Origin of the sequence: Streptococcus sp. HMSC078H03, assembly GCF_001808655.1 — a bacterium.
GTDB lineage: Bacteria > Bacillota > Bacilli > Lactobacillales > Streptococcaceae > Streptococcus > Streptococcus salivarius_G.
Genome location: NZ_KV794119.1, coordinates 1 through 12256 on the forward strand (window position 1 = coordinate 1; position 12256 = coordinate 12256).

The following is a 12256-nucleotide window of genomic DNA, read 5'->3' on the forward strand; positions in this document are numbered from 1 at the left end:
TCGTCACCCACTACAGTTGACAAAGAGCCTTTTTATCTTATTTCAAATTGTTCAATGCGGTAAGTAGGTAGTGACCATCACGAATACCTTTACCGACACGCTTAGTATTTTCAAGCAAATCTTGGTAATCAGTATCTGAAAGATTGTCAATGGTAGCCTTCAAATCATGAAGCGACTCTACTGCAATCCCACAGCCATTCTCAAGCACAAAGTGAGACAAGGCTGACTGTTTCCAAACAACAAGCGGGAATCCTGAGGCCAAGTAAAGTGATGCCTTATGAGAGTTGTTATAGCGAAGGTACTCGCCAAAGACACCACTACATGTCTCAGCACTATCACCATCCCAGACAAGCCCAAAACCACCCTCAAGGGCTGCAGGAAGCTCATCAGGTAGGAATGAGCCAAAGTAGGTCTCATTCGCAAGAGCTCTGCTCTCGTCGAAGCCAACACCATAAAGGTTATAAGCAGGTTTCGCAGGAAGTGAGTAAAGATAACCAGCTTTTTCTTGTGCCAGATTACCAGCCACAATAATTGGCTGATTCTTACTTAGACCTGTCTTCTCTTGGAAATTTGGAATCAAATAGTCGAAAATGCCAAGGCTAACAATCTTATCTTCTGCAACCCCTTTATCCACTAAAACAGATTTCATGATTGGATTGTGAGCAATGATACCTGTAACGTTACGGAACGTATCGCTTTCAGTTAATTTCATCCGTAACTTCATCCTAAAGGGTAAAGTTTTATCATTCACAAAACGAAGTGTTTCTAAATCATGAATTAGAAAATAGACTTTAACACCTTTGTTTTTTAGTTTTCTTAACAAATTGCTAAGAAATAAAGTATGATGTAACAAAGGAAATTGAATCACGATTTCATCATTTTTGTTTAAGAATTTAAAGGCTTTAGAATGTGCTCTATATTTATGAATCTGAGCATTTAGCACATTCATTTGATACCAGTCTTTAACCAAAACTTTTAATGGAGAATAACCCAATTTATTTAAAATTACTTCAACATCATTCCGTGCCTTATTTCCAGCATTTTTGACATTGTTATCGTGTAAAAATTCTTCTTTTAAATAGTATTTCATCTCTTATTTCTCATTTTTCAAAAGCTGATTTTTCAGGATAGTATTCATTCAAGATTTCCTTAAAACGAATGATATTCTCCTCTTTAAAGTCAACATCATCATTCACACAAAGTAGTTTTTTACGTCTATCTTTAAAGATAGATTCCAGCTTATCCACCTGATTCAAACCGATTGTCTCTCCGAAACTTTTAGACATAGGGTAAAACTGGTTACTTTCAATTTGCCAATGCTGACAGATGTATTGATTAACATCTACTCCATAGTCTCTAATTGGATTTCGCGATGTTTTATCTAAAGTTTCACCTTCAATTTCCCATAAATGTGCCAAGGTACTCTTCTTCATCGGAACAGGTAAATGCTGGTTCACGTATCCCGTAGGACCCCAAGGCAAGAGTAACAAGTTTTTCAAAACCAAGGAACCATAACGGAAATTAAAGAATTTCCATGGCGAAGACTTCAAAGCCTTCTTATTAGGAAAATGGCGATAAATTAATTCAACATTGTTGTGATAAGTATTCGTAAATGGTGACCAAGGAACTAAGGCATCATAAACAGCTAAAAGCTTAGGCTGACCATTTTTATAAAAATCTGAAGGTTGACTGTCTCTAATCAAGTACATATCATCATTGAAATACAAGTAGTTCTCCGACAATCCTTCAATACGATGAAGATTAAGCTCAATAGCTGCTGAATTATAGGTCGGTAGGTATTCTTTAGGCATAAATTCCCTATGAGTAACCAATTTGAGTTTTGGATGTTCCAAATTCAACCAGTCTGGCTTTTGCCCATTGGTAATCAAATAGACATTATTTACCCAAGGAGCATGCTTTTCAATCATTCGGAACCAGTAATTAAAAATACCATAATCACGATAACGTTGCTCACCATCAATATCTTGGTTCAAATCAGAAACATTCTCAGTAACTGCTTGTTTCTCACGGATAAACTCTGGGGCACTTCCATCTACCCAAAGAACAACGATATCAATTTTTTCTTGTGTCATATAGTAAATTCTTTCTCAACGACTTCTAGAGCACGCTCAATGACCACGTGCATGTCGTAGTATTTATAATCTGCAAGACGTCCACAGAAGATTACCTTGTCATTTTTCTCAGCTTCTTCTTGGTACTTAGCAAACATGGCATTGTTCTTTTCATCATTGATTGGGTAGTATGGTTCATCTCCACGTTTCCAATCAGCTGGGTATTCACGTGTGATAACTGTCTTAGGTTGTGTATTATACTCGAAATGCTTATGCTCAATAATACGAGTATAAGGAATCTCACGCTCTGTGTAGTTGACCACGGCATTTCCTTGATGATTTTCTTCATCCAAGACTTCGTGTTCAAAACGAAGACTGCGATACTCCAACTCACCATGTTTATAATCAAAGTACTGGTCAATCATTCCTGTAAAGACAACTTTTTCAGCTGAAGCTTCAAGCTCTTCACGATTGGCAAAGAAGTCAACTCCAAGCTCTACTTCTACATCTCCAAGCATATTTTCAATGATGACATTGTAACCACCAATCGGAATTCCTTGGTAACGGTCATTAAAGTAGTTGTTATCAAAAGTCAGACGAACAGGGAGACGTTTGATAATAAATGGTGGAAGGTCTGTGGCAGAACGTCCCCATTGTTTTTCAGTGTATCCCTTAATCAACTTTTCGTAGATATCTGGACCAATCAACTTGATGGCTTGTTCTTCCAAGTTTTTAGGATCAACATCTTTCATATCAGCCGTTTGCTCAGCAATCTTGTCCTTAACTTCTTGAGGAGTCTTAGTGCCCCACATAGCATAAAAGGTATTCATGTTAAATGGAAGGTTGTAAAGACTGCCCTTGTAGTTAGCAATCGGTGAGTTGATATAGTTATTAAACTCAGCAAATTGGTTGACATAATCCCAAACTTTTTTATTTGAGGTATGGAAAATGTGGGCACCGTACTTGTGAACGTTGATACCTTCAACATCTTCACAGTAGATATTGCCACCGATGTGATCACGCTTGTCAATCACTTTTACTTTTTTGCCACGTTTTGTAGCTTCATGTGCGAAGATTGCTCCAGACAAACCAGCACCAACGATAAGATAATCGTACATATTTTTCTCCTTAGTTTTTCATTAACTGTTGCTTCAAGTCTTTCATATCAACGACACGTAAGACAATAATCAAGACGATATAAATGATAGCACCGACAAGACCATCTACTGCTACATTTAGCATTGGTTTCAATTGCACAAACATCTTAAAGACAAAGAGTCCAAAATACATGACAACTGATGCTAAGATAATTTTTGACATGGCTGGAAGGATTGACACATCTTTGATGAATTTCCTTGAAAAATTCAATTGAATAACCCATACCAAAGCCTCTGTTAAAACTGATACAATTGAGGCCCCGACAAAGCCAAATGGAGGAATTAACAAGAGATTAAGTCCAACACTGACAACAGCCGGAATAGTCGTAGAGAGCATAAACTCACGATGTTTATTGTGTGGAATCAAAATCTGGATTCCCATAATATTTGTCCAACCGATAAAGAACATCCTAAAGACCATAATAGCAATGGCAAGATAAGCCTCTTGGAAATCTTTCCCTAGGAAGAAACTCACAAAGTCCTTATTAACAATCAAGAGACCCGCTATTATCGGGAAAATCACAAGATTATAAATCAAGAAAGACAACTCATGCATCTTGTTAACGGCCTTATGGTCTCCGCTAGATAAAAGACCAGATACCCTAGGAAGCATTACACTACCTAAAGAGGTCACTAGTGTTAAGAGGATATTGATAATCTTCAATGCCTGGTCATAAATACCGACGTCATTGGTAGATGACAAGGCACCCAACATCGTACGATCCAAAGTCACGTATAGTGAAATGGCAACCTGAGGGAGAAACAGCAAAATAACAGGTTTAAGATGTTTCTTAGCATAAGATAAATCAAATTGCGGTTCTTCAATGTAAGGTCTCGCTGGTAACCACATACTTAATTGCCCAAGCAATTCAAAGAAGGTCAATAGGAAAACATAGAGATACAAATCACCAGGTGTTTTCACAAATAGGAAGATAGAAATAACTCCTAAAACCTTTACCGTTGTATTCCTAGCGGTAATACGACGAAAATCCTCCAAACCTTGGAATAACCAAGAAATATCCATTCCTTTCGATATCAAGCTTAATCCTAAGATATAAGCCACCATATTTTGCATACCAGGAAAGAACAAACATAATGATGTATACAAGACAAGAGACAAAATAGTCGCAATCAATTGGAGGGTATAAATACCCCAGAAATTTTTACGAATATCCTTTCGATGTCCTGAAATCTCTTTAGTACCATAGTTAGCAACACCTAAAGTCGCCAAAAGAATAAAGTAGGTCACAATCGAATTAAAGTAACCATAAGTACCTAAATCCTTAGAACTAAAAATCCTAGTAACATAAGGTGTCGTAATGATTGGTAAAACAATGACCAGTAATTGATAGGAAAGATTGTAGGCGTAATTTTTTAAAACTTTCATTTATTATCTCTACTTAAATTCTTTTATCTTTTATTTCATTAACAGAAACAAGACTTGCAAATAATGTAAACATAAAAATATTATATCCTGGTCTAATCCAAAATGCCTCAATCATACAATTGATTGTTATTAAGGAGAGTAACATAAGAAGTAATACTTTACCTTCTTTATAAATTTTTATGGATGCCAAAACATAAACTAATACAAGCAAGACTACAGGAACAATTCCATAGTAGAATAACATTTGAATATAAGAGGAATCAACATAATTATAACTGAGTACTGACTCTGTAGTACCACCATAACCAATAAATTTCACATTATTAGTTCCAAAAAGGTGTAACTTGTATGTATCAAGGGCATTTTTACCCAAAAAAAGTCTCATACTGAAGAAGTCGTTCAACTTAACAAAAAATGGTGAAGAGAAAGAAAAATGGGAAGACAAATAAAACATCAATGATGAAAAAATTGCCGCAAAGTAGGGTAGTATGTAATAAACTTTAAATTTCTTTTCTTTAGTATAGTACATTACTAAAAAAATAATTACAGCTATTAAAACAGACATAGAATTCAATCTAGCATCACAAAATTTGATAATAAAGGCTGACAAAGCTACTCCAACAGCCACCCTTAGCCAAATATACTTTTCTCTAAGTAAATATCCCCAAGCAATAAATAAATAAAAACAGTGGGAGGCAAAATCTGTAGGATAAATAAAGCCAAATGAATTTCTTATAACTAATCCAGAAGATCTAACTTGAGCAAATTGTAAATTTGGTAGAAGACCGATTAATGAAAGTAAGAATATACCTATGACAATTGAACCAGCAACAAACACATAAGTTTTTAAAATAACATCTACATCAACATCGTATAGTAGTAAAATCAATAATGAGTATAGGAGAAAATTGGTAGCACCAGTTTGTAAAAAAACACATAAACTTGTTACGATTAAAAGAATTCCTGAAACAATGAATAATATACTGAAATTTTTAATAAATAAAAACCTTAGTGACAACACTAATACAACACCAATCAAGAGAATAGTTGGTAACTGAGGGAGAGTTTTATTAAGAACCGAAGTCATAATAACATCGTACCCAACAATTAACGATAAGACCAAAATAACCAAAAGGTTCTCAAACTTAATTTTTAACATAATACCCTTTTACTGTTTATAAGAATAGCTAATTTATTTAAAAGCAATTTTACGTAAAATTGGATTCATTTTCATTTTTTCAATAAAGATGACTGTCCGAAATTTTTTTTTAGTTAGAAGATCAATACTCAATCTTCTAAGAAAAGAAGAAATATCTCGCTGTCTTAATAGAGTCTTATAAGACCCAATCAGTTGATTCCTATTTCCTGAAAAAATTTTGTCAAAAGCTTTATTAGCAATAATAGACTGTAGTAATTCTATTTTTTCTTGTTTTCTCAACTTTAAATTAGAAATTTGAAAAACTGAACTTATGATAATCTTGGTCTTAATATCCTGAATTAATGTAGCATCTTCTAATTGGAACTGTTCAAGCAATTTACGTAATTCTTGAAGTTCATCTAATTGAATTTCAATTCTTTTAGGATGAAAACTTGTCAATGCAGAACCACTCCTACCTGCAATGTAATTATAAAGAGTCGAATCAATAAAAAGAATGTTATCTAAATGTTGATAAACTTGAAAATTGAATAATGTGTCCTCTCCTATTGATCTGCTAGGAAATTTTATATCGTATTTTAAAATAAACGATTTGTTATATACTCTTGACCAAACATTATACATCATGTCCGTTTTAAATAAATCTACAAAACAACTTCTAAATTCACCTTTATCAAGAATTCCAGTTTGACTATATGTATGAGAACGACAAGATAAAATATTATTATTATTTTCTTTAATCTCATTGTAGCCAAAACAAAGAACATCCCATTTTTTATTAAATTGAGGGGATATCCTTTCAAAGAAATCATCAGACAAAAAATCATCTGGATCCATAAAGTATAAATAATTTCCCCTTGATAAAGAGATGCCCAGATTCCTAGCTTCTGCTACACCATTATTTTCAATATGAGTAACAAAAACATTCGAATAATGTTTTTGATACTCATCACAAATCGCACCACTATTATCACTTGAATCATCATCAATTAATAGAATCTCATAATTTATTAATGACGGTTGCGACAGAATTGAATCCAGACCTCTTCTTAAATAATTCTCAACATTATATACCGGAACAATAATGCTTAAATCTATATTACTCATTAGCTCTCATCCTTAATTTATGGCGAATAAATTCTAACGACCATTTTTCCATTTTAAATTTTTTAAAAAACGTTGACTTGACATATTCCCAATAGAACTTATTTTTAGTGACTTCTTCGATTTCTTGTATCGAAAGTTCTTCTCCAAATACTAACTTATTCGGAATAACATAAAATGATTCTACAAGTTCAAATTCAGGACATTCAATTGTCCTTTTTTGAAAATGTGTATATAGCGGATGTTTGATAACTATTTTACCATCAATTAAATTAATCGATTTCAAGCCATGTTTCTGTGACCAAGAATAATAACGTTTAGGCTCATCTTCTCCATATTCTCGAAATGAAAAATGGCTGATATCAATATCATCAAAAAACTTATCTTGTAATTGTTCAAAACCAGATTTTTTAAACAATTTTTGAATACCTTCTGCCTCATCAAAAATAAAATTTTGCTCACTAGTAAAGACATTATGATAATCTAATCGATAGTTTAAACCTTGCCCAGACATAAATACATGATTAACTTCTTGTGAATTTTTAAATATTTGGAGATGACCTAAAAGACCATATCGAGCATAGTCATTCTCAAAAAAGCTATGTTCTTCCAGAAATTGATAAATATCACCAAGTAAGACATCTGTATCACAAAATCCCCAGTAGTCATATCCCTTCAACTCCTCTTCAAAGATAAACCCATAAGCAACTTTATAGTCACATAATTTATAAGGTGTTTTGAGAGAAATTTCAAAATCAAATTTAGACTGTACTTTTTTTCTTAAATCATCAAACGAAAGAGTCTTAAATTCAATATTCTCAGCGTTCAAAATTTCCAATTGGTCAACATTTTGATCCGTATAAATTAAGAAATCAATCTTTTGATTACGTTTGGCGGTCAGCAAAAAATATGGGAAAAACTTTGGAAGTTTTCCAAAGTATGGAATAATAAGTCTTATCTTTTTCATTTCGTTAAATCCTCTCCACCCTTATTCAACCAGGTAACAGCATTAAAATAGCGGTGGTAAGTTTTCAAATCTATCCCAACATGCCCTTGCTTCTCTGCTGATTTGAAATGAACCAAGGAAGGTAGATCACTATAATTCTTAGAAGAGAAGATGACCTTACTCTTATATGGAAGTTCTTCAAACTCTTTCATCAGCTCGTAAGTACAAGCATCATTATCATTGAACTTGAAATACAAATTATCCCAATGAATTCTTTCTAAACGACGGTTCCATTTTTGAGTTGCTTCTTCCTCATCTGCATAATGCAGGAAATGAAGTTCAATATCATCAAGAAGTGCTAGAGGATAGGCATTATCAAAGTCTTTGATATATTTGGATTCCTTAACAAATTTCAAGGGGATGTTTCCACTCAAATAGTATTTTAAATTATTGAGCATCTTAATGTAATCAGGCGAAAAGACAAACATCCCTACAAATGGAGTTTGATAAGGCAAGCCCAATTCCTGATAGACTTTTCCAGCCCAACAATTATCACAAATAATCGTAAAATTTTTATTCTTAAGTCTTCGTCTAGGAATAAAATTAATAATTGGATAAACGATTGGTTTTAATTTATTTTTTAGTGTTTCACGGTTCATATTAGTACTTCTTATATAGTTCTGAGAAATTACGAATATAACTTTGTAATGAAAAGAGTTCTTTTTGGCGTTTGACAGAGGCCTTGCCAAATTGCTCTCTCTTCTCAGTGTTATCAGCTAATTCTTGGATGGTCTTAGACAATTCTGCAGGCTGATTTGGTGTGGCAAGAAGACCGTTTTCACCTTCCTTAACCATTTCACAGACACCACCATGACGGTAGCCGACTACAGGTTTGCCACAAGCCATTGATTCGAGAACTACGGTTGGTAGGGGATCTGGATTGGTACTTGGCAAAACAAAGATATCAAACATATTATAGAGCTCTGTTGTCTTACTATAATAATCGATACGCTTGATTTGTCCAGCTACTGGTGAGTCTGATATTGCCTTTTCCAACTCATCAACACGCCACTCTTCACCTTCAAAAGCACTCCCTGCCAGAAAGGCTACTGCTTTTGGATTAGCCTTTAAGATTGGAGTCACTGCTTCCAAGAAATCGCCTTGACCTTTCCAAGCATTCACTCGACCAACCATTCCGATAATCAAGGCATCCTGTGCGATACCAAACTGGTCACGAACTGCGCTGGCATCCATTTCATGATAGACGGCATTGTCAACACCATTATAGATGACCTGAACTTGGTCATTTTTTACAAAGCGAGACTTCTTCACGTGGTTGGCCACAGCATTTGAAACTGTCACAATCGTATCAGCATAACGCCCCATCAAAAAGTTGATGAAATCAGAGATTGCTTTTGGTTTGACGATAATCTCGTGAACATGCCAAATCAAAGGAAGTTTCAACTTACGTTTGAGATAAATTCCCTCAAGTACCGCAGTCGTATTATTGTGAATAAGAGTAATGCCATTTTCCTTAGCATATTTATTAATTTGCTTTGAATATCGATTATAAGAGCCAAAATACTCAAGAATTCCCTTAGGATTAAAATACTTCCGGCGCAAGATTGGATAATCGATAACTTTTACCTTAGCACCAATCTCTTCCAATGCACCCACTAATACGCCATCGTTGGGCAAAATGACATGAGCCTCAAAGGCTTCTTTATCCAACCCTTTAATAAGCTCCAACAAAACCTTATCAGCACCATACATTTCGGCACCAGCGTGAAGATATAAAATTTTCTGCATTTCTATCCTTTAAATACTTTCTCGTAGTCTGTAACAATTTTTTCCCAAGTAAAGGCTTCTTCGATACGTTTACTTGATTTTTGATTGAGGTCTGCGATAGCTTTTTCATCCAATTGTTCAGCTTGATTAATGACACTTGCCAATTGGTCTTTTTTCCAATAGAGAGCACCATCTTCACCGACTTCACGGTTAAAGCCAACATCCAACAAGAGATTGAGCTTAGTTGACTCCAGTGCCTCAAGAAGTGATGGATTGGTTCCACCTACCTCATGACCATGGAAATAAGCAAAGGCATTCTCACGAATGTACTTGAGCAATTCTTGGTCATAAACAGTTCCGACAAACTTCACACGAGGATCCTTGTCAAAACCAGTTTCCTGGCGCAACTTGTCGTAAAATTTGTTTTCTTCAACATTGGTAATGAGAACAAAATCCTTATCGGAGCTAGATGCCATAAAACCACGAATCATAGCCTCATAGTTATTTTCAGGCACAAAACGTCCTACAACAAGATAATAATTGTTTTCAATAACTCCCTTTTCGAAGTACCATGTGCGTACCTTATCATCAACCTTAGTCAATCGAGATTTAGTTGTATCTGTTCCATAGGCAATATAGGTTGTTTGAGGACGATACTTCGCATAATCATTTTGAATATAAGATTCAATGTTTTTACTATCACAAATCAAGAGATCTGCATGTTTAACCATGAGTTGCTCTGAAATTTTCCAATACTTACGAACAGGAAGACTCCACTTTGCACGAAGCCATTCATGACCATCCGGGTTAACCATAAGGGTACCACCGATAGCCTTGATTTTCTTTTTAATACCTGAGATAAATGGACCAATTCGGCAGGCCAAAACATAGAAGATTGGTGCTTGATCATTATTTTCCTTAGCAATCTCAATGGCCTTATTAAGAGCTGCGATATCATAAGCGATGGCACGTGCAGGCCCGATATTTGGGACGTCAATATTGTAGCATTTAGCACCGTTATGTTCGAAAGTATCTGCTGTAATTCCTGATTTAGCAGAATTTTCACGCATACAAGCTACATAATATTGGATATCTTTGTCTTGTTGGAACTCTGTCAACTTCTCAACAAAGGTCTCAAATCCACCATATTTTGCTGGAATTCCCTTAGAACCAACGATAAAAACTGTTTTTGTCATTTAATCACCATTAAAAGAAATGGAGAAAGCCATCACTTTGCTCCATCCTTCATTACTACTACTTTAATTGTTTTCAATAATATTTTGATATCGCGCCAGATTGTCCATCCGTCCATATAAGCAACGTCTAGTTTTACAACTTCATCAAAATCAGTAATTTCACTTCGACCACTTACTTGCCAAAGACCAGTAATACCTGGTTTAAAGCTGAGGCGACGTTTTTGTTCCGGTGTATAAGATTCGTACTCATCCAATGTTGGTGGACGTGTTCCTACCAAGCTCATATCACCTTTTAGAACATTCCAAAATTGTGGAAGTTCATCAAGACTCGTTTTACGAATGAAATGTCCAATTTTGGTAATACGTGGATCATTGTCCATCTTAAACATACCACCAGACATTTGATTCTGTGCCATCAAATTCTTCTTGATTTCTTCCGCATCAACACGCATAGAACGGAATTTATAAAACTTGAAGATACGTCCATTTTCTCCCACACGATCTTGAGCAAAAATAGCTGGTCCTCCATCTTTACGAATAAGAGGATAAAGGAAGATTCCAACAATACCACAGAGCACCAAACCAACTATAGCTCCACAGATATCGAGGAAGCGTTTCGCCAAGATATCTCCATAGCTATAAAAATGCGTAGAAAACGTAACAACTTTGAAAGGACCCAATTGTTGGATACGTTTTTCACCCTGACTCATAAATTCAAGGGCATTCAAATTAATGGATACTGGGATTCCCATAAGTTCAAATGGTGACGCATAATCCCAAATCTTGTACTGCTCACTTGGCAGATTAATCAAAACTTGGTCTACTACTGAGTGTGTCGCATATTCAATCAAATTTTCAGGTTTAACACTCTTGATAAAAGGATCAGTGAAATAAGGATTATCCAAGACACAAACGGCTGTAATCCTACCATCCATATTGTCCTTCATACGAGATAAAACATTATCAAGACGTGCCTGATCAGAAATCAAGAGAATATTCTTGTTACTTTTACGACGTGTATAAATAGATGAGCGGAAATACTTAAGAACTGTATTTGTAAAGTATAAGAGAACACCTGAAATTAGTGTGACGTAAAGAAGTCCGCGACGTGAGATAGAAAAACTTCCATCTGCAAAAAACGAGAGGAAAGTTGCAATTAGAGCAAATATGAAACAATATTTGACAGTTGCAATGAGTTCATCCAAGTAGCCTCTATACTTAAGATTTTCATAATAACTACTGATATAGTAAGACACTACATGTACGACACCTAAAAGGACAATGCTTCCCTGGGTAATCTCTGTATAAGGTATTTTACTAGCTACCATGGCTGCGAAAACAACCACAACCAACTGTATAATACCAATTTCAATGCGACGAATTTCTTGTTTTTCTTTCACTCTAAACCCCTTTTTAATCTGTTAAGGTATAAGAAGCCGCATCATCCCCA

The 12256-nt window shown here is 35.0% G+C and carries 11 protein-coding genes; all 11 read right to left on the bottom strand.

From position 1 onward, the window contains the following. Positions 1-37: 37 nt before the first annotated feature. Genes HMPREF2607_RS09335 through HMPREF2607_RS09385 form a run of 11 tightly spaced genes read right to left on the bottom strand, consistent with a single transcriptional unit; the run spans position 38 to position 12206 of the window. Positions 38-1090 (bottom strand): glycosyltransferase, encoded by a 1053-nt coding sequence (locus HMPREF2607_RS09335; protein ID WP_037600584.1) that lies wholly within the window; start codon positions 1088-1090, stop codon positions 38-40. 10 nt (positions 1091-1100) lie between these two features. Then, a complete protein-coding gene (locus HMPREF2607_RS09340) occupies positions 1101-2093 on the bottom strand; it encodes a stealth family protein (protein ID WP_021144211.1) in 993 nt (330 codons plus the stop codon). Beyond that, complete coding sequence (gene glf, locus HMPREF2607_RS09345; RefSeq protein WP_037600581.1) at positions 2090-3190, bottom strand: UDP-galactopyranose mutase; 1101 nt, start codon at positions 3188-3190, stop codon at positions 2090-2092. Before glf ends, HMPREF2607_RS09340 begins: the two co-directional genes overlap by 4 nt. A 10-nt stretch (positions 3191-3200) precedes the next feature. After that, complete coding sequence (locus tag HMPREF2607_RS09350) at positions 3201-4616, bottom strand: flippase (RefSeq protein ID WP_021144213.1); 1416 nt, start codon at positions 4614-4616, stop codon at positions 3201-3203. A 13-nt stretch (positions 4617-4629) separates the two neighbouring features. Continuing rightward, the gene (locus tag HMPREF2607_RS09355; protein ID WP_037600576.1) at positions 4630-5775 is read right to left on the bottom strand and encodes a polysaccharide polymerase; all 1146 of its coding nucleotides are present in this window, start codon (positions 5773-5775) and stop codon (positions 4630-4632) included. A 33-nt stretch (positions 5776-5808) separates the two neighbouring features. Further along, positions 5809-6879, bottom strand: coding sequence for a glycosyltransferase family 2 protein (locus HMPREF2607_RS09360; RefSeq protein ID WP_037600573.1), 1071 nt, complete (start codon positions 6877-6879; stop codon positions 5809-5811). Then, the gene (locus HMPREF2607_RS09365; RefSeq protein WP_037600570.1) at positions 6872-7843 is read right to left on the bottom strand and encodes a DUF6625 family protein; all 972 of its coding nucleotides are present in this window, start codon (positions 7841-7843) and stop codon (positions 6872-6874) included. Before HMPREF2607_RS09365 ends, HMPREF2607_RS09360 begins: the two co-directional genes overlap by 8 nt. Next, the gene (locus HMPREF2607_RS09370; protein WP_021144217.1) at positions 7840-8481 is read right to left on the bottom strand and encodes a DUF1919 domain-containing protein; all 642 of its coding nucleotides are present in this window, start codon (positions 8479-8481) and stop codon (positions 7840-7842) included. Before HMPREF2607_RS09370 ends, HMPREF2607_RS09365 begins: the two co-directional genes overlap by 4 nt. A gap of 1 nt (position 8482) precedes the next feature. Next, entirely contained in the window at positions 8483-9631 is a 1149-nt protein-coding gene (locus tag HMPREF2607_RS09375) for a glycosyltransferase family 4 protein (protein WP_021144218.1), read from the bottom strand. A 2-nt stretch (positions 9632-9633) separates the two neighbouring features. Next, on the bottom strand, positions 9634-10806 hold the full coding sequence (gene cps2T, locus HMPREF2607_RS09380; protein ID WP_021144219.1) for a beta 1-4 rhamnosyltransferase Cps2T: 1173 nt from the start codon (positions 10804-10806) through the stop codon (positions 9634-9636). A 32-nt stretch (positions 10807-10838) separates the two neighbouring features. Beyond that, positions 10839-12206 carry a sugar transferase gene (locus HMPREF2607_RS09385; protein WP_021144220.1) on the bottom strand — a complete coding sequence of 456 codons (1368 nt, stop codon included), beginning with the start codon at positions 12204-12206 and terminating at the stop codon, positions 10839-10841. Positions 12207-12256: the final 50 nt, after the last annotated feature.

What these genes read in the sequence shown, in the direction of transcription:
- HMPREF2607_RS09335 (WP_037600584.1), bottom strand. Translation starts at nt 1,090, where the DNA reads ATGAAATACTATTTAAAAGAAGAATTTTTACACGATAACAATGTCAAA.
- HMPREF2607_RS09340 (WP_021144211.1), bottom strand. Translation starts at nt 2,093, where the DNA reads ATGACACAAGAAAAAATTGATATCGTTGTTCTTTGGGTAGATGGAAGT.
- glf (WP_037600581.1), bottom strand. Translation starts at nt 3,190, where the DNA reads ATGTACGATTATCTTATCGTTGGTGCTGGTTTGTCTGGAGCAATCTTC.
- HMPREF2607_RS09350 (WP_021144213.1), bottom strand. Translation starts at nt 4,616, where the DNA reads ATGAAAGTTTTAAAAAATTACGCCTACAATCTTTCCTATCAATTACTG.
- HMPREF2607_RS09355 (WP_037600576.1), bottom strand. Translation starts at nt 5,775, where the DNA reads ATGTTAAAAATTAAGTTTGAGAACCTTTTGGTTATTTTGGTCTTATCG.
- HMPREF2607_RS09360 (WP_037600573.1), bottom strand. Translation starts at nt 6,879, where the DNA reads ATGAGTAATATAGATTTAAGCATTATTGTTCCGGTATATAATGTTGAG.
- HMPREF2607_RS09365 (WP_037600570.1), bottom strand. Translation starts at nt 7,843, where the DNA reads ATGAAAAAGATAAGACTTATTATTCCATACTTTGGAAAACTTCCAAAG.
- HMPREF2607_RS09370 (WP_021144217.1), bottom strand. Translation starts at nt 8,481, where the DNA reads ATGAACCGTGAAACACTAAAAAATAAATTAAAACCAATCGTTTATCCA.
- HMPREF2607_RS09375 (WP_021144218.1), bottom strand. Translation starts at nt 9,631, where the DNA reads ATGCAGAAAATTTTATATCTTCACGCTGGTGCCGAAATGTATGGTGCT.
- cps2T (WP_021144219.1), bottom strand. Translation starts at nt 10,806, where the DNA reads ATGACAAAAACAGTTTTTATCGTTGGTTCTAAGGGAATTCCAGCAAAA.